The following is a 25794-nucleotide window of genomic DNA, read 5'->3' on the forward strand; positions in this document are numbered from 1 at the left end:
GTCCGCGGGCATCGCTCCGTCACGAGCGGTCGGTCAGCGCGCGGAGCACGACCCTACGTGACCGATCGATCGCCGCACGCACGGGCTCAGGTGGATCTCGATACGCCCGCGCCGCGGGCTACTCGATCAGCATGGTGCACCCCACCATCCGCACGCCCCGCAGCGGCCGGCCCCCTTGCTGGTCGAGTAGCCCCGCAGGGGCGTTTCGAGACCACCGACCGTCAGCAGCCCTCGCGGCAGACCTCCGGCACGCAGAACGACGAGCCGAAGCCGCCGAAGCAGGAGGTGTCAGCGCGCGCGCTTCTCCCGCACGCGCATGTTGACGTTCACCGGCGAGCCCTGGAAGCCGTAGATCTCGCGCAGGCGGCGCGCGATGTAGCGGCGGTAGCCCGGGTCGAGGAAACCGGTGGTGAACAGCACGAATGTCGGCGGGCGCGAGGACGCCTGGGTGCCGAACAGCACGCGGGGCTGCTTGCCGCCGCGCAGGGGGTGCGGGTGCGCCGCGGTGAGCTCGGCGAGGAACGCGTTGAACTTGCCGGTCGGGATGCGGGTGTCCCAGGACTCGAGGGCGAGCTCGAGCGCGGGCACGAGCTTCTCGAGGTGACGCCCGGTCTTCGCGGAGATGTTGACGCGCGGCGCCCACGCCACGTGCGCGAGGTCCTTCTCGATCTCGCGCTCGAGGTAGCGGCGGCGCTCGTCGTCCAGGAGGTCCCACTTGTTGAACGCGAGCACGAGCGCGCGGCCCGACTCGAGCACCAGGTCGATGATGCGGACGTCCTGCTCCGAGATCGGCTCGGAGACGTCGATCACGACGACCGCCACCTCCGCCTTCTCGAGCGCGGTCGACGTGCGCAGCGACGCGTAGAAGTCGGCGCCCTGCTGCAGGTGCACGCGGCGGCGGATGCCGGCGGTGTCGACGAAGCGCCAGATCTTGCCGGCGATCTCGACCTGCTCGTCGACCGGGTCGCGGGTGGTTCCGGCCAGCTCGTTGACGACGACCCGCTCCTCCCCCGCGGCCTTGTTCAGCAGGCTCGACTTGCCGACGTTCGGGCGGCCGAGGATCGCGACGCGGCGCGGGCCGCCGACCTCGCGCTTGGCGACGAGCGACTCGAGCGGCAGCTTCTCCAGCACCGTGTCGAGCAGGTCGGCGACGCCGCGGCCGTGCACGGCCGAGACCGGGTACGGCTCGCCGAGGCCGAGCGACCACAGCGAGGCGGCGTTCGGCTCCTGGCGCACGTCGTCGACCTTGTTGGCCGCGAGGAAGACGGGCTTCTTCGTCTTGCGGAGCAGCTTGACCACGTGCTCGTCGGTCGCGGTCGCACCGACGTTCGCGTCGACGACGAAGATGACGGCGTCGGCGAGGTCGATCGCGATCTCGGCCTGCATCGCGACGGAGGCGTCGATGCCGCGGGCGTCGGGCTCCCAGCCGCCGGTGTCCACGATCGTGAACTGGCGGTCGATCCACTCTGCCTTGTACGAGACGCGGTCGCGGGTGACGCCGGGGGTGTCCTCCACGACGGCCTCGCGGCGGCCGAGGATGCGGTTGACCAGCGCCGACTTGCCGACGTTGGGACGGCCGACGATCGCCACGACCGGCAGCGCCGGGAGGTAGCGGACCTCGTCGGGGTCCTCGCTCGCGTACTCGAGGAGGTCGCGGTCCTCCTCGTCGAGGTCGTAGTCCTCGAGTCCGCTGCGCAGCGCCTGGGCGCGCGAGGAGGCGAGCTGCTCGTCGAGATCGCCGAGGCGCTCGACGAGGTCGTCGTCTCCGAAGTTCAGCTCGTCGTCACCGACGTGCGTGTCCTGTGCCATGATCGGCCCTTGCTCTCGAAGTTCGGACCTCGGCGATGACCGCATCGACGGTCTGCTCGAAGTCGAGGTGAGTGGAGTCGAGAAGAGTGACTCCGTCTGCGGCGTTCATGAAGTCCACCACCTGGGAGTCGGCGCGGTCCCTGGACCGCAGTGCCTGACCCGTCGCTTCAGCGGATTGCGTGGTGACTTCGCGCGAACGCCTCGCCATCCTAGCCTCTTCGCTCGCCGTCAGGAGGATCCGCACCCCGGCGGTCGGCGCCACGACCGTCGTGATGTCGCGCCCCTCGACGATGATGCCGGCCTTGCGGGTCTCGCCGATGATGCGGCGGAACAGCAGCGTGATCCTCCGGCGCACCTCCGGGACCTTCGCGACGGCGGACACCTGACCGGTCACGCGGGGCTCGCGGATCGCCGCGGTGACCTCGGTCCGGCCGACCCAGACCGAGTACGACTCGGGGTCAGTGCCGATGGAGTAGTCGAAGCCGTCGAGCGCGTCGACGATCGCGTTCTCGTCGGCGAAGTCGAGCCCGGTGTCGAGCCCGTGCCAGGCGAGCGCGCGGTACGCGGCACCGGTGTCGAGGAACTCGAAGTCGAGGCGGCGGGCGGCCTCGCGCGAGACGCTCGACTTGCCGCTGCCGGCCGGGCCGTCGATCGCGACGACGACCGCGTCGCCGAAGTCGGGTGCGTCGTCGGTGCGGGCGCCGCTCTCGCGCTCGGGCGCGGCTCCCCCGTCCTCCGGGATGCTCTGCTGCGCGCGACGGGCGGGCGTCATGCGGTTCAGGCCGCCCTCCTGCCTGTTCTGCTCCGTGCTCATCCGGCGATCCTCCAGCCGCGTGCGGTCAGTTCCTCGGTCAGCGGGCCGACGGCCTCCGGCACCACCGAGATCTCGGCGAGGCCCACGCGGCGCCCCTCCGCATGCTCGAGGCGCACGTCCTCCAGGTTGACCCCGGCCTCGCCGATCTCGACGAACAGCCGGGCGAGAGTGCCCGGGATGTCGTCGACGAGGACGATCAGGGTGGAGAAGCGCTGGTCCTGGCCGTGCTTGCCGGGCAGGCGGGCGACGCCGGCGTTGCCCGCGGCGAGGTGCTCGGCGAGCAGTCGGCGGGCGCCCGGCGCGTCGAGGTCGCGCAGGGCGTCGGCGACCGCGGCGACGTCGTCGCGGAAGGCGTCGAGCACGGCGACCACGTGCTCGCGGTTCGCACCGAGGATCTGCACCCACAGCTCCGGGGCGGACGCGGCGAGCCGCGAGACGTCGCGCACGCCCTGGCCCGCGAGCCGCAGGGCGTCGTTGGGCGCGTCGACGAGGCGCTGCCCGAGCAGGGACGAGATCACCTGGGGTGCGTGCGAGACGAGGCCGACCGAGCGGTCGTGCTCCTCCGGGCCCATCTCGATGATGGAGCCGCCGAGGTCGAGCGCGAGCGCCTCGACCCGGGCGAGCGCGTCGGGCGGCGTCTCGCCGTCCCGGCAGATCACCCAGGGACGGCCGACGAAGAGGTCGCCGCGGGCCGCGACCGGGCCGCCGCGCTCGCGGCCGGCCATCGGGTGCGAGCCGATGTAACGGCTGAGGTCGAGCCCCCGGGCGCGCAGCTCGCGCAGCGGCTGCATTTTGACGCTGGCGACATCGGTGACGACGGCCTCGGGGAAGGCGGCCAGCTCACGCTCGACGACGCCGGCGACGACGTCCGGCGGCACGCACACCACGATCAGCACGGGCCGGTCGGCGGCGGAGGCGGCGCGGCCGGCCCCGTAGTCGATGGCGAGCGAGAGGCTGGCCGGCGAGGCGTCGTCGAGGACGACGTCGACCCCGCGCGAGGCGAGGCCCAGACCGATCGACGCGCCGAGCAGGCCGGAGCCGACCACCCGCACCGTCCCCGTCGTCCGCATCGCGGGCGGGGCGGGGTGCAGGAGCTCGTTCACCCCGACAGCCTACCGATCAGGCCGACGCCGCTTGTCCTGGCCGCTGCGCCGCACACCGGAGTCGGGTCGCTCGGCGCCGTTCGCGGAGGGGCGTCGCCGGTCCTGCGGCGGCGTCGCGCGGTCGTCGGAGCGCAGTGCGTCGGACGGACGCTCGCGCGGCCGCTCGTCGCGGCGACGCTCGTCGGAGCGACGATCACCGCGGTCGTCGGTGCGGCGCTCAGACCGCTCCTCGGAGCGGCGCACCGGGCGGTCGTCCGATCGACGCTCGGGACGCTCCTCGGACCGACGCACGGGGCGGTCGTCCGAACGGCGCTCAGGCCGGTCCTCCGACCGACGCACGGGGCGGTCGTCCGAACGGCGCTCAGTCCGGTCCTCCGACCGACGCACGGGCCGGTCCTCGGATCGCCGGACGGGCCGGTCGTCCGATCGACGGACGGGCCGGTCGTCGGAGCGACGCTCAGGCCGCTCCTCGGACCGACGCACGGGACGCTCCTCCGAGCGCCGCACCGAGCGCTCCTCTGTCCGCCGCTCCCCGCGCCCCTCGGTCCCCCGGTCGTCCGCCGTCTGCGGCCGCGGGCGCCGCGCGCCCGCGCTCGCCTGGCGCGTCGGCTCCGGCTTCTCCACCGGCGCCTCGCCGCCCTGCCGCGAGATGGTCAGCAGCGCACCGAGCTCGTCGCGGGTCAGGTCGCGCAGGTCGCCCGAGCGCAGCGAGCCCAGGTGCAGCGGGCCGAACTGCCGGCGCACCAGCTCGAGTACGGGGTGCCCGACCGCGGCCATCATCCGTCGGACGACGCGGTTGCGACCGGAGTGCAGCGTGATCTCCACGAGCGACGCGTTCGAGCGCCCCTCCGGCCGGCCGAGCAGCCGCGCCTTGTCGGCCGCGACCGTGCCGTCCTCCAGCTCGACGCCGGCGGTCAGCGCCGCGATGGTCTGCGGCAGCACCTGCCCGTGCACCTTCGCGATGTAGGTCTTGGTCACCCCGAACGACGGGTGCGCGAGCACGTGCGCCAGCTCGCCGTCGTTGGTCAGGACCAGGAGCCCCGAGGTCTCGGAGTCGAGGCGGCCGACGTTGAACAGGCGCTCCTCGAAGTTCTGCGTGTAGGTCCGGAGGTCCGGTCGGCCGTTCTCGTCCGACAGCGAGCTGACCACGCCGACCGGCTTGTTCAGCATCACGTAGCGCCGCGAGGTGTCCAGCTGCACGGCGACGCCGTCGACCTCGATCCGGTCGTTCTCGGGATCGATGCGGCGGCCGAGCTCGCTCGCGACCTCGCCGTTCACCCGGATCCGCCGCGCGACGATCATCTCCTCGACGACGCGGCGGGAGGCGACCCCCGCGGCCGCGAGGACCTTCTGCAGTCGTTCGCCCTCGGGCAATTCAGGCGCGCTCATCGAATCCGTTCCGTCCGTCGCTCAGTAGGGGGGAGATCTTCGGCAGCTCGTCGAGCGAGGCGAGGCCGAGATGGACGAGCAGCTGCTCGGTGGTGCCGTAGAGGACCGCGCCGGTCTCGGGGTCGCTGCCGACCTCCGCGATCAGGCCGCGGCCGAGGAGGGTGCGCGCGACGGAGTCGACGTTGACCGCGCGGATCTGGGCGACCTGGCCGCGGGAGATCGGCTGCTTGTAGGCGATCACCGCGAGCGTCTCGAGGGCGGCCTGCGACAGCTTCGTCGGGTTCTGGGTCAGCACGAAGTCCGAGACGACGGAGTCGTACTCGCGGCGCACGTAGACCCGCCAGCCGCCGCCGACCTCGCGCAGCTCGAAGCCGCGGCGGATGCCGCCGTCCGCGCCGTCGAAGTCCGCGGCGAGGCGCTCGACCGACTGCCGGACGACCGGGATCGGCCGGGAGAGCGCTGTGGCGAGCGCGGCGAGCGACTGCGGCTCGTCCGCGATCATCAGGATCGCCTCGACGGCGCGGTCGATCTCGAACGCGACGGTGCCGGGGCCCGCGACGCCCGCGGAGTCGGTGGTCGCGGATTCACTGGTCATAGTCGGCCCCCAGGTGCGCGAGGCTCGCGTCGGACCAGTTCTCGGCCACCCACTGCAGGGTCAGCTCGCCGAGCGGCTCCGGCTGCTCGAACGCGATCGCGGCGTGCCGGTAGAGCTCGAGCACGGCGATGAAGCGCGCCACGATCACGCCCTTCTCGTCCGCGTCGGCGACGAGCTCGCGGAAGGTCGCCGTCGTCCGCTCGCGCAGCACGGCCACGATGTACGCGGCCTGCTCCCGGATGCTGATCAGCGGGGCGTGCAGGTGGTCGAGGCCGACGGTCGGGATCTCGCGCGGCGCGAGCGCGAAGGCGGCCAGCGCCGCGAAGTCCTCCGGCGAGAGCGTCCAGACCAGCTCCGGCTTCTTCGCGCGGAACTCCTCCTCGAGCGGCACCTGGCGCACGTGCCGACCGGTCTCGGCGTCGATCCGCTCGGCGAACCACGCCGACACCTGCTTGAAGGCGCGGTACTGCAGGAGCCGGGCGAAGAGCAGGTCGCGCGCCTCGAGCATCGCGGCGTCCTCCGCGTCGACCAGCTCGCCCTGCGGCAGGAGCCCGGCGATCTTGAGGTCGAGCAGGGTCGCCGCGACGACCAGGAACTCCGAGGCTCGGTCGAGCCCTTCCGCCGTGTCGATGCCGTGCAGGTAGGAGAGGAATTCGTCCGTCACCGCGCTCAGCGCGATCTCGGTGATGTCGACCTGCTGCTTCGCGATCAGGCTCAGCAGGAGGTCGAAGGGCCCCTCGAAGTTCGACAGCGCGACGGTGAAGCCGCGGGAGACGGGGGCGGTGTCCGCCTCCTGGTCGAGCAGGAGCGCCTCAGGCGACCGCGCCACGCGAGATCAGCTCCCTGGCGAGCTTGCGGTACGCCTTCGCCGCGTTGTGCTCCGGCGCGAACGTGGTGATCGGCACCCCCGACACGCTCGCGTCGGGGAACTTCACCGTGCGTCCGATCACCGTCTCGAGCACGCTGTCGCCGAAGGCGTCGACGACCCGGTCGAGCACCTCCCGCGAGTGCAGCGTGCGCGAGTCGTACATGGTGGGCAGGATGCCGTCGAGCTCGATCACCGGGTTGAGTCGGTCGCGGACCTTGTCGATCGTCTCGATCAGCAGCGCGACGCCGCGCAGGGCGAAGAACTCGCACTCGAGCGGGATGAGCACGCCGTGACTCGCGGTCAGCGCGTTCACGGTGAGCAGGCCCAGCGACGGCTGGCAGTCGATCAGGATCACGTCGTAGTCGGCGCTGACCTTGCGCAGCACCCGGGCGAGGATCGTCTCGCGGGCGACCTCGTTGACGAGGTGCACCTCCGCGGCGGAGAGGTCGATGTTGGCGGGGATGATGTCGAGGCCCGGGACGCGGGTCGGGCGGATGGCCTCGCTCGGGTCCTTGACGGTGCCCAGCAGCAGGTCGTAGATCGTGATCGCGTCGTAGGTGGCGACGCCGAGACCGGCGGACAGCGCGCCCTGCGGGTCGAAGTCGATGGCCAGCACGCGGCGGCCGTACTCGGCGAGCGTCGCGCCCAGGTTGATGGTCGTCGTCGTCTTGCCGACGCCGCCCTTCTGGTTGCAGAGCGAGATGATGCGCGCGGGCCCGTGCCCGGTCAGCTCCACCGGAAGCGGGAACTCGCGCAGGGGCCGGCCGGTCGGGCCGAGCGTCGGGGCTTCGAGACCGGTGAGCTCGGCCTTGTCGTCCGTCTTGCGTGTCACCTGCGTCGCCTCGCTTCCCGTGTCGGCGTGCGCTCCCGCGCGGCCTCCGTCGAGTGTACCGGCGGCCGTGCCCCTCCCCGCGGCGCCCCGCCCATGCTGATCGAGTAGCCGCGCAGCGGCGTATCGAGACCCGCCCCGTCAGCGCCGCGCCCGCGGGTGCGCCGTCGTGTACACGTCGCGCAGCGTGTCCGCCGTCACCAGCGTGTAGATCTGCGTCGTCGCCACCGAGGCGTGGCCGAGCAGCTCCTGCACCACCCGCACGTCCGCGCCGCCCGCGAGCAGGTGCGTCGCGAAGGAGTGCCGGAACGTGTGCGGCGAGATCTCCCGATCCAGCCCCGCCTTCTCGGCGACCGCGCGGATCACCAGCCACGCGCTCTGCCGCGACAGCCGGCTCCCGCGCACCCCGAGGAACAGCGCCGGCGTCGCCCGCCCGCGCCGCGACAGCTCGGGCCGTGCCCGCACCAGGTAGTCCTGCACCGCCTCGCGCGCGAAGCCGCCCAGCGGCACCATCCGCTGCTTCGAGCCCTTGCCGGTCAGCCGCACCACCTCCGAGTCGACGACGTCGTCGACGCTCAGGTCCACCGCCTCCGAAATGCGCGCCCCCGTGGCGTAGAGCAGCTCCAGCAGCGCCCGATCGCGCAGCTCCGACAGCTCCTCGCCCCGGGCCGCCTCGAGCAGCGACGCCATCTGCTCGACCGTGATCGCCTTGGGCAGCGTCATCGGCAGCTTCGGCGGCACCACGTCGTGGGCGACGTCGTCGGCGACGTGTCCCTCCTCCAGCGCAAAGCGGTGCAGCCCGCGCACGCTCGAGAGGATCCGCGCCCGCGAGCTCGCCGCCAGCGGCCGCTCGGCGCGCGCCGCCAGCCAGGACGCGAACGCCCCCACGTCGGAGCGCCGCAGCGCCGCGAGATCCGAGACCCCGCGCTCCTCCAGCCAGCCGAGGTACAGCCCCAGATCGCGCCGGTACGCCGCGATCGTGTGCGCCGAGAGTCCGCGCTCGACGCTCGCCTGCCGAAGGAAGGCGTCGGCGATCGCGGGCGGGGTCACCCCCGGCGGACCCGCGGGTGCCGCGTCCACGGCGAGGAGGCGTCGCCGAGCCCGGCCCAGCCGCGCGCGCGGAAGGCGTGCGCCGCGAGGACCGCGATGCACAGCGACGGGTTCTGCACCCGCCGCGAGAGCACGGCGTCGACGGCCTCGTCGAGCGCGACCCAGCGCAGCTCCATGTCGGCCTCCTCCGCCTCGCGCTCGAAGGCGGCGTCGGTGGCGGAGAGGTCCCGCGCCAGGTAGATGCGGATCACCTCGTCGCTGCCGCCGGGCGAGGTGGCGAACTCCGAGAGCAGGTCCCAGCGGCCGGCCCGCAGGTCGGTCTCCTCCCCCAGCTCGCGCTGCGCGGCGACGAGGGCGTCCTCCCCCTCGATGTCGAGGAGGCCGGCCGGGATCTCCCACTCGCGGGTGCGCACGGGGTGGCGGTACTGCTTGATCAGCGCGACGCGGTCCTCCTCGTCCAGCGCGAGCACCGCGACGGCGCCCGTGTGGTCGAGGAACTCGCGGCGCAGCTCGCCGTCGCCGTAGCGGAAGGTCTCGGCGCGGACGCCCCAGACCATGCCGTCGAAGACGCGCTCGCTGGTGAGGATCTCGGGCTCGACCAGCTCGTCCGAGAGCGGTCCGTTCGTGTGGAGCTCGGGCGCGTCAGTCATCGGAGCCGGCCTCCGAGGCCGGGAACAGTCGCGACGCCTCCTGGCGCTCCAGCGCCGCGGTCACGAGCCCCTTGAACAGCGGGTGGGCGTTGTTCGGCCGCGAGCGCAGCTCGGGGTGCGCCTGCGTGCCGACGTAGAACGGGTGCTTCTCCCGCGGCAGCTCGACGTACTCGACGAGGCTGCCGTCCGGCGAGGTCCCGGAGAACCACAGCCCGGCCTCGGCGATGCGGTCGCGGTAGCCGTTGTTCACCTCGTAGCGGTGGCGGTGGCGCTCCGCCGCCTGCGGCGCTCCGTACACGTCGGCGACGATGGAGCCCTCGGCGAGATCGGCCGTGTAGAGCCCGAGCCGCATCGTGCCGCCCATGTCGCCGGCGGCGAGGATCTCGACCTGCTCGGCCATCGTGGCGATGACGGGGAACTCGGTCTCCGGGTCGAACTCGGACGAGGACGCGCCCTCGAGCCCGGCCTCGTTCCGCGCGTACTCGATCACCATGCACTGCAGCCCCAGGCACAGCCCCAGGGTCGGGATGCCGTTCTCCCGGGCGAAGCGCAGCGCGCCGAGCTTGCCCTCGATCCCGCGGATGCCGAAGCCGCCGGGGACGCAGATGCCGTCGAGCTCCGACAGCGTCTTCGCCGCCGCTTCCGGGTCCTCGAGTCCATCGGAGGCGATCCAGCGGATCGCGACCTTGGTCTGCTGCGCGAAGCCGCCGGCCCGCAGCGCCTCGGTCACCGAGAGGTAGGCGTCGGGCAGGTCGATGTACTTGCCGACCAGGCCGATGGTCACCTCGTGCTTGGGCTCGTGCACGGCCTCGAGCAGCTGCGACCAGCCGTCCCAGACGACCTCGCCGGCCGACAGGTCGAGCTGGTCGATGATGTACGAGTCGAGTCCCTGCTCGTTGAGCATCGAGGGGATCTCGTAGATGGAGGCCACGTCCTTCGCATTGACGACGGCCTGCTCGTCGACGTCGCACATCAGCGCGATCTTGCGCTTGTTCGACTCCGACACCGGCCGATCGCTGCGCAGCACGAGCGCGTCCGGCTGGATGCCGATCGAGCGCAGCGCGGCGACGGAGTGCTGGGTCGGCTTGGTCTTCTGCTCCCCGGACGCGCCCATGAAGGGCACGAGCGAGACGTGCACGAAGAAGACGTTGCGGCGGCCGAGCTCGTGGCGCACCTGGCGGGCCGACTCGATGAACGGCTGCGACTCGATGTCGCCGACGGTGCCGCCGATCTCGGTGATGATCACGTCGGGCTGCGGGTCGTCCTCGGCCTGCAGGCGCATCCGGCGCTTGATCTCGTCGGTGATGTGCGGGATGACCTGGACGGTGTCGCCGAGATATTCGCCCGCCCGCTCGCGCGCGATGACGCGCGAGTAGATCTGACCGGTGGTGACGTTCGCCGCCTGGTTGAGGTTGATGTCGAGGAAGCGCTCGTAGTGCCCGATGTCGAGGTCGGTCTCCGCGCCGTCGTCGGTCACGAAGACCTCGCCGTGCTGGAACGGGTTCATCGTCCCGGGATCCACGTTGAGGTACGGGTCGAGCTTCTGCATCACGACGCGCAGTCCGCGCGCGGTGAGCAGGTTGCCGAGGCTGGCGGCCGTCAGGCCCTTGCCGAGCGAGGAGACGACGCCGCCCGTGACGAAGATGTGCTTCGTGACCTTCGCGGGGGCGGTGTCGCGCCCGGCCGCAGAAGTGTCGGAAGAGGAAGAGGAAAGGCCCGAGTTCGAATTGTCCACCACGGGGTTCCACCGTAACAGCAGAACCGGGCCCGAGCGCCGCCCCGGCCGATTTCGCACCGGTCGGGGGGCGGCGCTCCGGCCGCGCTCAGCGGCGGCGGCTCGATTCGAGCAGCTCCCGCGCGTGCGCCAGGGCGTTCTCGGAGTCGGTCAGACCGGACAGCAGGCGCGCCATCTCGGACACCCGCTGCTCGGCGTCCAGCTGGGTCACCGCGCTCGAGGTGACCGAGCCGTCCGAGCCCTTCTCGACCCGGAGGTGGTTGGTGGCGAACGCCGCGACCTGGGCCAGGTGCGTCACCACGATGACCTGCGACGTCTCGGCGAGCCGAGCGAGTCGGCGCCCGATCTCGATCGCGGCCGCGCCGCCGACCCCCGCGTCGACCTCGTCGAAGACGAAGGTCGGCACCGGATCGTTCGCCGCCACCACGACCTCGATCGCGAGCATCACCCGCGAGAGCTCTCCCCCGGAGGCGCCCTTCGCCAGCGCGCGCGGAGTGGCGCCGGTGTGCGGCTGCAGCAGCATCTCCACCGTGTCGCGTCCGTGCACCGTCGGCTCGTTCGCGCTGCCGACCTGCACGTGCAGGCGGGCGTCCGCCATGGCCAGGGCGGTCAGCTCGTCGCTGACGCGCGCGCCCAGCTCGGCGGCGGCGGCGGTCCGGAGCTCGGTGAGCCGGTCCGCGAGCCGCTCGACCAGATCGGCGTCCGCGGCCGTGTCGGCCTCGAGGGCCGCGATCCGCTCGTCGTCGCCGTCGAGCTCGAGCAGGCGCAGGCCGGAGGAGTCGACCAGGTCGAGCACGTCGTCCAGCGTGGGCCCGTAGGTGCGCGCGAGTGCCGAGAGCTCCGCCCGGCGGTTCTCGATCAGCTCCAGGTCGTGCGCGCCGTCGAGGTCGAGCTCGGCGAGGTAGGAGGAGAGGCCGGCTGCGACGTCGCCGAGCAGCACCGACGCCTCGCCGAGGGTCTGCGTGAGCGGCTCCAGCGCAGCATCGTGCTCGGCGGCGCGCTCGAGCACCCGGCGCGCGATCTCGACGAGTCCGAGGGCGTCCCGGCCGTCGAGCTCCTCCGAGGACACGGCCTCGCGGGCCTCGCCCGCGGCGATGCGCAGCTGCTCGATGCTGCCGAGCCGCTCGGACTGCGTCGAGAGCTCGACGTCCTCACCGCGCTGCGGGGCGACCACCTCGATCTCGGCGAGGGCGCTGCGGAGCCGCTCCGCCTCGCGTGCCCGCGATTCGCGCGCCGTGGTCAGCTCGTCGAGCTCCTCGCGGTTGGCCCGCCAGCGCTCGAAGGCGCTCGCGTAGTCGCGCAGGGCCTCTCCCAGCTCGGGTCCGCCGAAGCGGTCGAGCGCGTCGCGCTGTGCGGCGGCCGAGCGGAGCCGGATCTGATCGGACTGCCCGTGCACGACGACCAGCTGGTCCGCGAGCTCGCTGAGCACGCTGACCGGTGCACTGCGGCCGCCGACGACGGCGCGGCCGCGCCCCTCGGCCGACACCGAGCGGGCGAGCAGCAGCTCCGGGCCGTCGAGGTCGCCGCCGGCGTCGTGGACGCGGTCCGCGACCGCGCCCTCCTCGGGTACGAGCCAGCGGCCCGACACCCAGGCCTGCTTGCTGCCGGAGCGGACGGCGGACGCGTCGGAGCGCGCGCCGAGCACGAGGCCCAGGGCGGTCACGACCATGGTCTTGCCCGCACCGGTCTCGCCGGTGACGGCGGTGAATCCCGGTCCGAGCGGGAGGGTCGCCTCGGCGATGACACCGAGGTCGCGGATCTGCAGCTCTTCGAGCATGCGGCTACTCCGTCTCCACCGACCCCCGCCATCCGCGGATGGGGAGACCGAACTTCTGCACGAGGCGATCGGTGAACGGGGCGTCGTGCAGGCGTGCGAAGCGCACCGGCACGGGCGACCGGCGGTAGATCACCCGCGCCCCGGGCGGAAGCTCGTAGGTGCGCCGGCCGTCGGCCCACAGCACGCCGACACCGTCGGTGCGCTCCTTCACCTCGACCGCGAGGCTGGAGTCCGGCCCCACGACGAGCGGGCGGGCGAACAGCGCGTGCGCACTGAGCGGCACGAGCAGCATCGCCTCGAGGGTGGGCCAGACGACGGGACCGCCACCGGAGAAGGCGTAGGCGGTCGAGCCGGTGGGCGTCGACACGACGATCCCGTCGCAGCCGAAGCTGGAGAGCGGGCGGCCGTCGACGCCGACCATCACCTCGAGCATCCGCTCGCGGCTGCCCTTCTCGACGGTCGCCTCGTTGAGCGCCCACGTCTCGTAGACGACCGCGTCGTCGATCTTGACGCGCACCTGCAGCGTCATCCGCTCCTCGACGGCGTAGTCGCCGTCCAGAGCACGGGCGACCGCGTCGTCGAGGTCGTCTCGCTCGCTCTCGGCGAGGAAGCCGACATGGCCGAGGTTCACGCCGAGAAGCGGGGCCGTCCCGGTCCGCACGATCTCGGCGGCACGCAGAATGGTGCCGTCTCCGCCCAGGACGAAGACCAGCTCGATCTCCTCCAGCGGGACGTCGACGCCGAGCACGGCGACGTCGCTCAGCTCGGGAGCGTTCCGGACGATGTCGCCCTTGTCGTCGGCGCAGAGCACGGGCCGGGCACCGGACCCGCGGAGGCGCCCGACCACGAGGATCGCCGCGTCGAGGGAGTCCGCCCGTCCGGTATGGGCGATGACGAGGATGTTGCGCTCGCCAGGAGGGGACTGCATCGAGTGGGTGTCCTTCGGGTCGATCGACGGCGGCGGACACGATCGCGTCATCCGAGGGTGAGCGCGGTGACCGCGTCCCTCCATTCTGTCGGAATCGTTCCGCGGTCGCGGTGGAGGTGCACCAGATACTCCTGATTCCCAGCGCCACCCGGGAGCGGCGAGGCGATCAGGCCGACGACTCCGAGCCCCGCGTCCCACGCGGACCACAGCACGTCCGAGAGCGCCTCGCGCCGGAGCTCGGGATCGCGGACGATCCCCTCCTTGATGCCCAGGCGCCCCACCTCGAACTGCGGCTTCACCAGCACGACGAAGTCGGCGGTCCGCGCGACGGATGCGGCGACGGCCGGGAGCACCATCGACAGGGAGATGAAGGAGACGTCGGCGACGACGAGGTCCGGGACGGTGTCGGATCCTGCGGCTGCTGCGAGCGACGTCGCCGTCATCTCACGCGCATTGAAGCCCTCGACGACGTGCACTCGCTCATCCGATCGGATCCGAGGAGCCAGCTGCCCGTGTCCGACATCGAGCGCGATCACCGACGCGACTCCGCGTTCCAGGAGGACCTGGGAGAAGCCGCCCGTGGAGGCGCCGACGTCGAGCGCGTCCGACCCCTCCACCTCCACCGTGGGGAAGGCGTCCAGTGCGGCGATCAGCTTGTGTGCCGCCCGGCTGACGTAGTGATCGAGGGAGGCCACCGCGATCTCCTGGTCCGGACGCACTCGGATCGACGGCTTGAGCGCCGGCGCACCGTCCACCGTGACGACGCCGTCGGCGATCAGCCGCGCCGCATGCACTCGCGACCGCGCGATGCCCCTGGTGGCGAGGGCGGTGTCGAGACGCTGATCCTCGATGTCGCTCATCGGGCGGAGTCCCCGCCCTCGAGCCGGACGCGCAGCTGCTCCTGCAGTTCCGCATAGGCGGCCGCCCGGGATTGCAGGGGCGACTGCTCGATGTCATCGAGACGATCGCCGACCTCGACGCGCTCGCTTCCGGATGCGCGGTCCTCGGACATCGTCACTCCTCACGGCGCCGCGTCGAGCGGCTGGCGGCTCTCGTGGAGAACCTCTGGTTAAACAGCGATGGCCACCCATCTCTGGGTGGCCATCGTAAATTAGTGTCCGGCGGTGTCCTACTCTCCCACAGGGTCCCCCCTGCAGTACCATCGGCGCTGAGAGTCTTAGCTTCCGGGTTCGGAATGTGACCGGGCGTTTCCCTCTCGCTATGGCCGCCGTAACCCTCTCAGACACAGCCACCCGCCGAGGCGTGGTGGTGGTCAAATCTGGGTCACACGTCATGCGTGTGTTCTGTTGTCCGCCCCGAAGGTGCGGTATGCAGGTCGTGTCTTTGCGAACACGACCCGCGGTATGGAGCCCGTATTCTGGGAACCACAAAGTGGACGCAAGCAATCTCTGACCACTCCTACCAGCCTTTACAACGGTATGAGTGTAGTGATTATCAAGTTATCGGCTTATTAGTACCGGTCAGCTCCGACAGTCTTTAGTCCTGTCTTCCACATCCGGCCTATCAACCCAGTCGTCTGGCTGGGAGCCTCTCCCCCGAAGGGATGGAAATCTCATCTCGAAGCCGGCTTCCCGCTTAGATGCTTTCAGCGGTTATCCGTTCCGAACGTAGCTAATCAGCGGTGCTCCTGGCGGAACAACTGACACACCAGAGGTTCGTCCATCCCGGTCCTCTCGTACTAGGGATAGATCTTCTCAAATTTCCTGCGCGCGCAGCGGATAGGGACCGAACTGTCTCACGACGTTCTAAACCCAGCTCGCGTACCGCTTTAATGGGCGAACAGCCCAACCCTTGGGACCTACTCCAGCCCCAGGATGCGACGAGCCGACATCGAGGTGCCAAACCATGCCGTCGATATGGACTCTTGGGCAAGATCAGCCTGTTATCCCCGAGGTACCTTTTATCCGTTGAGCGACAGCGCTTCCACAAGCCACTGCCGGATCACTAGTCCCGACTTTCGTCCCTGCTCGACTTGTCAGTCTCACAGTCAAGCTCCCTTGTGCACTTACACTCGACACCTGATTGCCAACCAGGTTGAGGGAACCTTTGGGCGCCTCCGTTACTCTTTAGGAGGCAACCGCCCCAGTTAAACTACCCATCAGGCACTGTCCCTGAACCCGATTAGGGTCCGAAGTTAGATATCCAGAGTGACCAGAGTGGTATTTCAACAATGACTCCACGAACACTAGCGTGCCCGCTTCACAGTCTCCCACCTATCCTACACAAGCCACACCGAACACCAATACCAAACTATAGTAAAGGTCACGGGGTCTTTCCGTCCTGCTGCGCGTAACGAGCATCTTTACTCGTAATGCAATTTCGCCGAGTTCGCGGTTGAGACAGCTGGGAAGTCGTTACGCCATTCGTGCAGGTCGGAACTTACCCGACAAGGAATTTCGCTACCTTAGGATGGTTATAGTTACCACCGCCGTTTACTGGGGCTTAAATTCTCAGCTTCGCCTTGCGGCTAACCGTTCCTCTTAACCTTCCAGCACCGGGCAGGCGTCAGTCCGTATACATCGTCTTGCGACTTAGCACGGACCTGTGTTTTTAGTAAACAGTCGCTTCCCACTGGTCTCTGCGGCCATCGAACGCTCCCGGAGCAAGTCCGTTCACGCCTCAGGCCCCCCTTCTCCCGAAGTTACGGGGGCATTTTGCCGAGTTCCTTAACCACGATTCTCTCGATCTCCTTAGTATTCTCTACCTGACCACCTGAGTCGGTTTGGGGTACGGGCAGCTAGAACCTCGCGTCGATGCTTTTCTTGGCAGCATAGGATCACCGATTTCGACTTGCGTCTACCCATCAGATCTCAGGCTGTATGAACGACGGATTTGCCTATCGTTCGCCCTACATCCTTAGACCGGGACAACCATCGCCCGGCTCGGCTACCTTCCTGCGTCACACCTGTTAATACGCTAAACGCACCAGCACGGGTTCGTACGCTAGGCCCAACGCTTCACCCCGAAGGGATCCATCAAAGGGATTCAGATACTTAGCACTACTGGATTGTCTTGGGCGGTTCTTCGCCGGTACGGGAATATCAACCCGTTGTCCATCGACTACGCCTGTCGGCCTCGCCTTAGGTCCCGACTTACCCAGGGAAGATTAGCTTGACCCTGGAACCCTTGGTCTTCCGGAGGACGGGTTTCTCACCCGTCTTTCGCTACTCATGCCTGCATTCTCACTCGTGTGGCGTCCACGGCTGGTTCACACCGCCGCTTCACTCGCCACACGACGCTCTCCTACCCATCAACACGGCTGGACCACGAAGGCCTACCACTAATGTCAATGCCACAACTTCGGTGGCGTGCTTGAGCCCCGTTACATTGTCGGCGCGGAATCACTTGACCAGTGAGCTATTACGCACTCTTTCAAGGGTGGCTGCTTCTAAGCCAACCTCCTGGTTGTCTGTGCAACTCCACATCCTTTCCCACTTAGCACGCGCTTAGGGACCTTAGTTGGTGGTCTGGGTTGTTTCCCTCTCGACTATGAAGCTTATCCCCCACAGTCTCACTGCTGCGCTCTCACTTACCGGCATTCGGAGTTTGGCTGACGTCAGTAAGCTTTTGGGCCCCATCGGCCATCCAGTAGCTCTACCTCCGGCAAGAAACACGCAACGCTGCACCTAAATGCATTTCGGAGAGAACCAGCTATCACGAAGTTTGATTGGCCTTTCACCCCTATCCACAGCTCATCCCCTCCATTTTCAACTGAAGTGGGTTCGGTCCTCCACGACGTCTTACCGTCGCTTCAACCTGGCCATGGATAGATCACTTCGCTTCGGGTCTAGACCCTGCGACTGAATCGCCCTATTCGGACTCGCTTTCGCTACGGCTGCCCCACACGGGTTAACCTCGCCACAGAGCACTAACTCGCAGGCTCATTCTTCAAAAGGCACGCCGTCACCCCAACATGGGAGCTCCGACGGTTTGTAAGCAAACGGTTTCAGGTACTATTTCACTCCCCTCCCGGGGTACTTTTCACCTTTCCCTCACGGTACTTGTCCGCTATCGGTCATCTGGGAGTATTTAGGCTTATCAGGTGGTCCTGACAGATTCACACGGGATTTCTCGGGCCCCGTGCTACTTGGGATACTCTTCACGCCATAACACCATTTCGACTACGGGGCTCGCACCCGCTCTGGCCAGGCATTCAAACCTGTTCGTCTATGATGCGCTGTAACGTTCAGTGCTCGGCAGAACACAACGAAAAGTCCCACAACCCCGACCATGCAACCCCTGCCGGGTATCACACATGATTCGGTTTAGCCTCTTCCGCGTTCGCTCGCCACTACTGACGGAATCACTGTTGTTTTCTCTTCCTGTGGGTACTGAGATGTTTCACTTCCCCACGTTCCCTCTACCCGCCCTATATATTCAGGCGGGAGTCACCAGGTCACCACAAGGGGCCTGGCGGGGTTTCCCCATTCGGAAATCCTCGGATCACAGCTCGTTTATCAGCTCCCCGAGGCTTATCGCAGATTACGACGTCCTTCTTCGGCTCCAGATGCCAAGGCATTCACCGTTTGCTCTTAAAAACTTGAAAATCACATGAGTTTAAGAAACCACAACTCGAAAAGTTGCAGATCCAATGATTGGCAAGAACACAACCCGAAGGCTGCTCCTTGCGAATCTTGTCGACCCGAACAACCCGCAAAGGCTGCCCGAGTCTAAGATGCTCGCGTCCACTGTGTAGTTCTCAAAATACGGGCGGTATCCCTCCCCCACACACCCAGGCGTGGAAAAAGGATCCAGGAGAGTCGAGATCCAGCCACTCCCCGAAGGAAGCAGCCGGCCCGGTCCCTCAGGACCCAACAGCGTGCATGTGCAGTAGCCCACCCGCTCGTGCGTTCCCAACCCGAAGGCTGTACTGACACGAGACGAATCTCTTCCTGCACCCAGTTCAATGTTCCACCCATGAGCTACCAGCAAAGACATTCGCTTTGATCTGGCGCCTGGAACAACCTCTACGTTCAAGAACGCATGGTGTCCAGATGCTCCTTAGAAAGGAGGTGATCCAGCCGCACCTTCCGGTACGGCTACCTTGTTACGACTTAGTCCTAATCACCGATCCCACCTTCGACAGCTCCCTCCTTGCGGTTAGGCCACTGGCTTCGGGTGTTACCGACTTTCATGACTTGACGGGCGGTGTGTACAAGGCCCGGGAACGTATTCACCGCAGCGTTGCTGATCTGCGATTACTAGCGACTCCGACTTCATGAGGTCGAGTTGCAGACCTCAATCCGAACTGAGACCGGCTTTTTGGGATTCGCTCCACCTTACGGTATCGCAGCCCTTTGTACCGGCCATTGTAGCATGCGTGAAGCCCAAGACATAAGGGGCATGATGATTTGACGTCATCCCCACCTTCCTCCGAGTTGACCCCGGCAGTCTCCTATGAGTTCCCACCATGACGTGCTGGCAACATAGAACGAGGGTTGCGCTCGTTGCGGGACTTAACCCAACATCTCACGACACGAGCTGACGACAACCATGCACCACCTGTATACCGACCTTGCGGGGCAACCATTTCTGGAAGTTTCCGGTATATGTCAAGCCTTGGTAAGGTTCTTCGCGTTGCATCGAATTAATCCGCATGCTCCGCCGCTTGTGCGGGCCCCCGTCAATTCCTTTGAGTTTTAGCCTTGCGGCCGTACTCCCCAGGCGGGGAACTTAATGCGTTAGCTGCGACACGGAGACCGTGGAAAGGTCCCCACATCTAGTTCCCAACGTTTACGGCGTGGACTACCAGGGTATCTAATCCTGTTCGCTCCCCACGCTTTCGCTCCTCAGCGTCAGTAACGGCCCAGAGAACTGCCTTCGCCATCGGTGTTCCTCCTGATATCTGCGCATTCCACCGCTACACCAGGAATTCCATTCTCCCCTACCGCACTCTAGTCTGCCCGTACCCACTGCAGGCCCGAGGTTGAGCCTCGGGTTTTCACAGCAGACGCGACAAACCGCCTACGAGCTCTTTACGCCCAATAATTCCGGACAACGCTTGCACCCTACGTATTACCGCGGCTGCTGGCACGTAGTTAGCCGGTGCTTTTTCTGCAGGTACCGTCAAGCCGAAGCCCTTCTTCCCTACTAAAAGAGGTTTACAACCCGAAGGCCGTCATCCCCCACGCGGCGTTGCTGCATCAGGCTTTCGCCCATTGTGCAATATTCCCCACTGCTGCCTCCCGTAGGAGTCTGGGCCGTGTCTCAGTCCCAGTGTGGCCGGTCACCCTCTCAGGCCGGCTACCCGTCGTCGGCTTGGTGAGCCATTACCTCACCAACTACCTGATAGGCCGCGAGTCCATCCTTGACCGAAAAACTTTCCACCCGCACCCGATGCCGGGGCAGGTCGTATCCGGTATTAGACGCCGTTTCCAGCGCTTATCCCAGAGTCAAGGGCAGGTTACTCACGTGTTACTCACCCGTTCGCCACTAATCCACCCAGCAAGCTGGGCTTCATCGTTCGACTTGCATGTGTTAAGCACGCCGCCAGCGTTCGTCCTGAGCCAGGATCAAACTCTCCGTAAAAAAATTACGAACACCAACCCCGAAAGGAAGGCACTCAAGTTTGACCTCTAGCAAATAAGACATCATTACTGACATCAATTTCCAAAGGAACCCAACCGGATCACAAGACCCGGACGGGGTTATAAATTTGGCATTGAACATAGTGCACGCTGTTGAGTTCTCAAGAATCGGACACATCCCGCCTCCACACCTGAAGAGGTGCTTCACAACGGAAGTGATCGAAGATGTTGTACCGAGAGCCGGCCTGATTCAGGCGGGACGTTCGATTTGTTCGTGTCGCCGAGACCGGGTAGGCTTATCAGAACCGAAGTCCCGATCGCCTCCGTGGCAACTCGACTAACTTAGCACATCCGCAGGCCGTGTCAAGTCGGCGTCTTCGTGATGCTCGGCGTCGGATCCGGAGATCGTCTCGCCGTCATCGTGCGCAGCCGAGGCCGTGCACCGAAGCCGAGGACCTGGGTCCCGCGGAGGCTTTGCATCTTACGCTCGCGATCCTCCGCCATCAAGAGACGAATCTCTAACAGGCTTGGGAGCGAGGGGATGGTCATCGCTTGAGGGGGGCCGGCGGGTCACGATGCTCTGCATCCGACTCTCGCTGTCCGCTCCTTTGGGCTGACGAGGAGTTACATTACGTCGAGGTTTCGCGGCCCTGCAAATCGCTCGTCGCCCGGGCGTGTCGCGATCCGGGCTCCTCGCGGGGCGGATCGGACTCCCGTCAGGAGATGAAGGCGCCGGCGAAGCTCTTCTTGCCGCGGCGCAGCACGGCGATCCCGTCGATCAGCGGGAGGTCGCCGAGCACGGCGGCGTCGTCCGACACCGCGGTGTTGTTCACCGAGAGACCGCCCTGGCCGATCGCCCGGCGGGCCTCGCCGAGACTCGCGACGAGTCCGGCCTCCACGAAGGCCTGCACCACCGGGGTCGACGCGGTCGCCTCGACCGTCGTCACCGCCTGGAGCGCCCCCCGCAGGATCCCCGCGTCGATGCCCTCCAGCGACCCGCGACCGAAGAGCGCCGAGGAGGCCGCGATCACCGAGGCCGTCACCGCCTCCCCGTGCACGAGAGTGGTGACCTCGCTCGCGAGCGCGCGCTGCGCCTCCCGCTTGAACGGTGCTTCCACACTCGCCTGCTCGAGCCGCTCGATCTCGGTGCGCGGCAGGTAGGTGAAGGTCTTCAGCCGGGCCGCCACGTCGCGGTCGTCGGTGTTGAGCCAGAACTGGTAGAACGCGTACGGGCTGGTGAGCGACGGGTCGAGCCAGACGGCGTTGCCCTCGCTCTTGCCGAACTTCGTCCCGTCGGAGTTCATCACCAGCGGCGTCCCGATGGCGTGCACCGAGACCCCCTCCGTCCGGTGGATCAGATCGGTCCCGCTGGTGAGGTTGCCCCACTGGTCGCTGCCACCCGTCTGCAGGACGCAGCCGTACTGGCGGTAGAGCTCGAGGTAGTCCAGTCCCTGCAGGATCTGGTAGCTGAACTCGGTGTAGCTGATCCCCGCGTCGGAGTTCAGGCGTGCACTGACCGCGTCCTTCTTGAGCATCGTGCCCACGCGGAAGTGCTTGCCGATCTCCCGGAGGAAGTCGATTGCCGACATCGGCGCCGTCCAGTCCAGGTTGTTCACCAGCCGCAGCGGGTTCTCCCCCTCGGTCGAGAGGAACCGCGACACCTGCGCCTGCAGGCGGGACACCCACTCGACCACCGTCTCGCGGGAGTTGAGCGTCCGCTCCGCCGTCGGCCGCGGATCTCCGATGAGGCCCGTCGATCCGCCGACGAGACCGAGGGGCCGGTGCCCGGCGAGCTGGAGCCGGCGGAGCACGATCAGCTGCACCAGGTTGCCCAGGTGCAGGCTCGGCGCGGTCGGGTCGAAGCCGCAGTAGTAGGTGATCGGGTCTCCGGCGAGGAGCTCGCGCAGCGCTGCCGCGTCGGTCGACACGTGGATCGCGCCACGCCAGACGAGCTCGTCCCAGACGTTCTCGAACGAGGGATCGAGCGACGGGATGGTCGCGGATCCGCGGGAGTCCTGATCGGTCACCCGTCCAGGGTAGCGCGAGGCCGACGGCGCGCTCAGCGCGGGATCAAGTCCGGGAGCTTGATCTCGAGGCATCAAGCCCTGATACTTGATCGAGGAGGTCATCGTGTTCGTCATCACCGCCGATCAACGCGACAGTCGTCACGACGACGACCGGGTCGAGCAGGCGATCACCGCTCTGCTCGAATCGGAGGCGTCGTCCTTCGTGCTCCCTCCCGAGCGCACCGCGGGCGACGAGTTCCAGTTCGTGCTCGACCGCGCCGAGGCCGTCGTGTCCGTGGTCCTCGCGCTCCACCGCTCCGGGCACTGGAGCATCGGCCTCGGCATCGGCGCGATCGAGCGGCCGCTGCCCCGGACCACCCGTGCCGCCCGCGGAGCGGCGTACTTCGCGGCGCGTCGCGCGGTCGAGGCGGCGAAGGGACGGGCGACCCGCTTCTCCCTCGACCCCGACTCCCCCGGCGCGGACCACGCCGGCGCCGACTCCCCCGAGGACGCCTTCCCCTCGGTCGGCGACGCCCAGGCTCTGTTCGATCCGCTGCTCCACCTCCGGGACTCGCGGACCCCGGCCGGCTGGGAGATCGTCGACCTCCTGGACGCGGGGCTCTCGCAGAAGGAGGCGGCCGAGCGTCTCGCCGTCTCCCCCCAGGCGGTCAGCCTCCGGGTGCGGACCGCGAGCGCGCGCGCCGACGGACCGGCACGGGACGCCCTCGCCCGGCTGCTGACGGTGGTCGACCGTACGCTCGACCCCGACGCGGCGGCGAGCGCCGACCCGTCGGCGCAGGGCTCCACTGAGACCAGCGCCCCTTCCGCTTCCGCACCCGCTTCCGAGAGGACACCCCGATGACGGCACTCCGCACCGCACTGCCCGAGACCTTCGCCGTCGCCGCCCAGTCCGCCTCCTGGACCGGCGTGCTCCTGGTGCTCCTGGCCGGAGTCGCGGGCGCCGTCCTCGCGGTGCGCCTGCGCCGCCCCTCGCTCGGCTGGATCAGCATCGGCGCCGCGGCCGCCGCCTTCCTGCTGACCGGCGTGGCCGGTGCCTCCGCTCCCCCGGCGCTCGCTCTCGCCGTCGTGGTGCTCGCCTTCGCACTCGCGGTCCTCGGCGGCGGGCCGGTGGTCCTGCTCACCCTCGATCTCGCGACCACCGACTCCCGCAGCGGCGCGCACGGCGGCATCATGATCGCCGCCGCTCAGCGCCCCGGCACCCCCGGGGTCGCTCCGTCCGCGATCGGCCAGCCGATCGAGGTGCTGCGCGGCGGCACCACCATCGGCGTGCTCGAGCGGATCGCCACCGCCGGCGCCCTGCTCAGCGGTCTGCCGGAGGGCGTCGCCGTGATCGTCGCCGTCAAGGGCGTCGGCCGCTTCAGCGAGCTGGCGTCCCCGGAGGCACGCGAGCGCTTCATCATCGGCACGCTCGCCAGCCTCGCCTGGTCCGCAGCGCTCGGGATCCTCGCGCGCCTCTACCTCGCGGGCTGACCGCCGCCCGACTCCGCGCGACGGCGGACGACCGCACGCCGGTACGGCGAGACCGTCGGGTCGCCGGAGATCGAGAACCGCCAGGGGAAGGCGTCGCCCCCTCCTTCGCCGGAGACCCCGGTGCGCGCGGACGCCTCGATCGCCACCGGCGCCTCGCGCGGCAGCAGCTCGAAGGCCGCCGACATCGGATCGCCCGACTCCGCGAGGGTCACCCCGAGCGCCTTCGCGAGCCGCGCCGGACCGCGGGCGAGGTCCCTCGGGCGGACCGGACCTCGGCGGAGCAGCGCGAGCTCCTCCCCCGCGACGATCTCGCCGGCGCGCAGCAGCACCGCCGACGCCGTGCCCGCCGGCGAGCAGACCAGGTTCACGCAGGTGTGCATGCCGTAGCTGAAGTACGCGTAGACCGTGCCCGGCTCGTCGAACATCGGCGCGTTCCGCGGCGACCGGCGCCGGTGCGCGTGCGATCCGGGGTCCTCGCCGAGTCCGAGGTACGCCTCGACCTCGGTCAGCCGGACGCCGACGACGCCCTCGTCGGTGCGGTGCAGCAGCACCGCTCCGAGCAGATCGGGAGCGACCTCGAGGGCCGAGCGCGACAGGTCGATCGGCTGCGGCATCCCTAGAAGAAGCTCTGGCCCGAGACCACGGTGACGATGATCACCGCGATGATCACGACCCCCGCGACGACGACGAGGGTCCGCTGCTGCCACGGCGGCAGCGGCGGACGGCCGTCGTCGCCGGGCGGACCCTGAAGGGTCACGACGCGTCCCCGCGGAGGGCGGATCGGACGACCCGCACGCGCTCGGTCAGCTGCGCGAGCTGCTCGGCCACGCGGTCGGGTGCGGTGCCGCCGACGCCGTCGCGGCTGGCGACCGAGCCCTCGATGCTGAGCACCGAGCGGACGTCGGGCGTCAGCAGCGGCGATACCGAGCGCAGCGCCTCGTCGTCGAGGTCCTCGAGGCCGAGGCCGCGCGTCTCGGCGAGCTTGACCAGCTCGCCGGTGATCTCGTGCGCGTCTCGAAACGGCACGTGCTTCTTCACCAGCCACTCGGCGACGTCGGTCGCGAGCGAGAAGCCCTGCGGGGCGAGCTCGGCCATCCGGTCGGTGTGGAAGGTCAGCGTGGCGATCATCCCGCTGAACGCGGGGAGGAGCACCTCGAGCGTGGTCACCGAGTCGAAGACCGGCTCCTTGTCCTCCTGCAGGTCGCGGTTGTACGCGAGCGGGAGCGCCTTCAGCGTCGCGAGCAGGCCTGTCAGGTTGCCGAGCAGCCGACCCGCCTTGCCGCGGGCGAGCTCGGCGATGTCGGGGTTCTTCTTCTGCGGCATGATCGACGACCCGGTCGAGTAGCCGTCGTCGAGGGTGACGAAGGCGAACTCGCGCGTGTTCCAGAGGATGATCTCCTCCGCGATCCGCGAGACGTCGATGCCGATCATCGCGCTCACGAAGGCGAACTCGGCGACGAGGTCGCGGCTCGCGGTGCCGTCGATCGAGTTGGGCACGCTCGCGGCGAAGCCGAGCTCGCGCGCGACCGCCCCCGCGTCGAGTCCGAGGGTCGAGCCGGCGAGCGCACCGGAGCCGTACGGCGACACGTCGGCACGGACCGCCCAGTCGCGGAGGCGCTCGAGGTCGCGCAGCAGCGCCCAGGCGTGCGCGAGCAGGTGGTGCGCGAGCAGGACCGGCTGCGCGTGCTGCAGATGCGTGCGGCCCGGCATGATCGCCGCGGGGTGCGCCGACGCCTGCGCGGCGATCGCATCGATCAGCTGCACCACCAGCTCGGCGATGACCGCGGCGTGGTCGCGGAGGTACATCCGCACGAAGGTCGCGATCTGGTCGTTGCGCGAGCGCCCGGCGCGCAGCTTGCCGCCGAGCTCCGGGCCCGCCTCGAGCATCAGGCCGCGCTCGAGCGCTCCGTGCACGTCCTCGTCGGCGTCGTCCGCGGTGAAGCGGCCCTCGACCACCGCTGAGCGCAGGCGCTCGAGCGCGTCGAGCATCCCGGTCAGCTCGGCGTCGTCGAGGTAGCCGGCGGTCGCGAGGGCACGGGCGTGCGCGCGGGAGCCTGCGATGTCGTACTCGGCGAGCTGCCAGTCGAAGTGCGTCGACTTCGAGAGCGCGGCCAGCTCGGGTGACGGGCCGCCGGCGAACCGGCCTCCCCAGAGCGCGCCGGCCTCGCCCGCGCGGGCGGAGGGTCGTTCCGTCATGGTTCT

The 25794-nt window shown here is 68.5% G+C and carries 19 protein-coding genes, 3 rRNA genes and 1 pseudogene; 2 read left to right on the forward strand and 21 right to left on the reverse strand.

The annotated features are described in order from the left end of the window. Window positions 1-288 precede the first annotated feature (288 nt). From der to tyrS, 18 genes and pseudogenes are all read right to left on the reverse strand, one after another. Window positions 289-1809, reverse strand: coding sequence for a ribosome biogenesis GTPase Der (gene der, locus GTU73_RS13245; protein WP_160090190.1), 1521 nt, complete (start codon window positions 1807-1809; stop codon window positions 289-291). Further along, entirely contained in the window at window positions 1784-2623 is an 840-nt protein-coding gene (cmk, locus tag GTU73_RS13250; protein ID WP_244231634.1) for a (d)CMP kinase, read from the reverse strand. The genes der and cmk overlap by 26 nt, the downstream gene beginning before the upstream one ends. Continuing rightward, window positions 2620-3693: a prephenate dehydrogenase gene (locus GTU73_RS13255; RefSeq protein WP_160091376.1), complete on the reverse strand. Its 1074-nt coding sequence runs from the start codon at window positions 3691-3693 to the stop codon at window positions 2620-2622. Before GTU73_RS13255 ends, cmk begins: the two co-directional genes overlap by 4 nt. A gap of 672 nt (window positions 3694-4365) precedes the next feature. Then, window positions 4366-5115: pseudogene (locus GTU73_RS19365) on the reverse strand (pseudouridine synthase); the annotation flags it as partial. Further along, window positions 5102-5710, reverse strand: a complete 609-nt coding sequence (scpB, locus tag GTU73_RS13265) for an SMC-Scp complex subunit ScpB (protein WP_160090194.1) — start codon at window positions 5708-5710, stop codon at window positions 5102-5104. The pseudogene GTU73_RS19365 and the gene scpB, both read right to left, overlap by 14 nt. Further along, the gene (locus GTU73_RS13270) at window positions 5700-6539 is read right to left on the reverse strand and encodes a ScpA family protein (protein ID WP_123706605.1); all 840 of its coding nucleotides are present in this window, start codon (window positions 6537-6539) and stop codon (window positions 5700-5702) included. The genes scpB and GTU73_RS13270 overlap by 11 nt, the downstream gene beginning before the upstream one ends. Beyond that, a complete protein-coding gene (locus GTU73_RS13275) occupies window positions 6523-7410 on the reverse strand; it encodes a ParA family protein (RefSeq protein ID WP_160090196.1) in 888 nt (295 codons plus the stop codon). The genes GTU73_RS13270 and GTU73_RS13275 overlap by 17 nt, the downstream gene beginning before the upstream one ends. A gap of 138 nt (window positions 7411-7548) precedes the next feature. Further along, the gene (gene xerD / locus GTU73_RS13280) at window positions 7549-8487 is read right to left on the reverse strand and encodes a site-specific tyrosine recombinase XerD (protein WP_244231635.1); all 939 of its coding nucleotides are present in this window, start codon (window positions 8485-8487) and stop codon (window positions 7549-7551) included. Next, a complete protein-coding gene (locus tag GTU73_RS13285; RefSeq protein WP_160090198.1) occupies window positions 8454-9107 on the reverse strand; it encodes an NUDIX hydrolase in 654 nt (217 codons plus the stop codon). The genes xerD and GTU73_RS13285 overlap by 34 nt, the downstream gene beginning before the upstream one ends. Then, on the reverse strand, window positions 9100-10845 hold the full coding sequence (locus tag GTU73_RS13290) for a CTP synthase (RefSeq protein ID WP_160090200.1): 1746 nt from the start codon (window positions 10843-10845) through the stop codon (window positions 9100-9102). The genes GTU73_RS13285 and GTU73_RS13290 overlap by 8 nt, the downstream gene beginning before the upstream one ends. An 85-nt stretch (window positions 10846-10930) precedes the next feature. Continuing rightward, complete coding sequence (gene recN, locus GTU73_RS13295) at window positions 10931-12619, reverse strand: DNA repair protein RecN (protein WP_160090202.1); 1689 nt, start codon at window positions 12617-12619, stop codon at window positions 10931-10933. Window positions 12620-12623: 4 nt separating this feature from the next. Beyond that, on the reverse strand, window positions 12624-13547 hold the full coding sequence (locus GTU73_RS13300; RefSeq protein WP_160090204.1) for an NAD kinase: 924 nt from the start codon (window positions 13545-13547) through the stop codon (window positions 12624-12626). Between the two features lie 47 nt (window positions 13548-13594). Continuing rightward, window positions 13595-14407 carry a TlyA family RNA methyltransferase gene (locus GTU73_RS13305; protein ID WP_160090206.1) on the reverse strand — a complete coding sequence of 271 codons (813 nt, stop codon included), beginning with the start codon at window positions 14405-14407 and terminating at the stop codon, window positions 13595-13597. Further along, window positions 14404-14559, reverse strand: coding sequence for a hypothetical protein (locus GTU73_RS18960; protein WP_167306049.1), 156 nt, complete (start codon window positions 14557-14559; stop codon window positions 14404-14406). Before GTU73_RS18960 ends, GTU73_RS13305 begins: the two co-directional genes overlap by 4 nt. Before the next feature lie 104 nt (window positions 14560-14663). Further along, window positions 14664-14780, reverse strand: a 5S ribosomal RNA gene (rrf, locus tag GTU73_RS13310). Between the two features lie 218 nt (window positions 14781-14998). Beyond that, window positions 14999-18114 (reverse strand): 23S ribosomal RNA (locus tag GTU73_RS13315). A gap of 459 nt (window positions 18115-18573) precedes the next feature. After that, window positions 18574-20096 (reverse strand): 16S ribosomal RNA (locus GTU73_RS13320). The 16S, 23S and 5S rRNA genes sit together here, the layout of an rRNA operon. A gap of 715 nt (window positions 20097-20811) precedes the next feature. After that, complete coding sequence (tyrS, locus tag GTU73_RS13325) at window positions 20812-22122, reverse strand: tyrosine--tRNA ligase (RefSeq protein ID WP_244231636.1); 1311 nt, start codon at window positions 22120-22122, stop codon at window positions 20812-20814. 103 nt (window positions 22123-22225) lie between these two features. Between tyrS and GTU73_RS13330 the strand changes: the two genes are divergently transcribed. Together GTU73_RS13330 and GTU73_RS13335 are read left to right on the forward strand one after the other, a co-directional pair. After that, window positions 22226-22963, forward strand: a complete 738-nt coding sequence (locus GTU73_RS13330) for a DNA-binding protein (RefSeq protein ID WP_160090208.1) — start codon at window positions 22226-22228, stop codon at window positions 22961-22963. Next, window positions 22960-23592 (forward strand): hypothetical protein, encoded by a 633-nt coding sequence (locus tag GTU73_RS13335; protein ID WP_123444506.1) that lies wholly within the window; start codon window positions 22960-22962, stop codon window positions 23590-23592. Before GTU73_RS13330 ends, GTU73_RS13335 begins: the two co-directional genes overlap by 4 nt. On the opposite strand, the gene GTU73_RS13340 is transcribed toward GTU73_RS13335, so the two are convergent. The 3 genes from GTU73_RS13340 to argH are packed head-to-tail and all read right to left on the reverse strand — an operon-like array spanning window position 23577 to window position 25788. Next, window positions 23577-24206 carry a DNA-3-methyladenine glycosylase gene (locus tag GTU73_RS13340; RefSeq protein ID WP_160090210.1) on the reverse strand — a complete coding sequence of 210 codons (630 nt, stop codon included), beginning with the start codon at window positions 24204-24206 and terminating at the stop codon, window positions 23577-23579. The genes GTU73_RS13335 and GTU73_RS13340 overlap by 16 nt on opposite strands. A gap of 2 nt (window positions 24207-24208) precedes the next feature. Continuing rightward, window positions 24209-24349, reverse strand: coding sequence for a hypothetical protein (locus GTU73_RS13345; RefSeq protein WP_159422422.1), 141 nt, complete (start codon window positions 24347-24349; stop codon window positions 24209-24211). Next, window positions 24346-25788, reverse strand: coding sequence for an argininosuccinate lyase (gene argH, locus GTU73_RS13350; RefSeq protein ID WP_160090212.1), 1443 nt, complete (start codon window positions 25786-25788; stop codon window positions 24346-24348). Before argH ends, GTU73_RS13345 begins: the two co-directional genes overlap by 4 nt. Window positions 25789-25794: the final 6 nt, after the last annotated feature.

Source organism: Rathayibacter sp. VKM Ac-2804, assembly GCF_009866655.1.
Lineage (GTDB): Bacteria > Actinomycetota > Actinomycetes > Actinomycetales > Microbacteriaceae > Rathayibacter.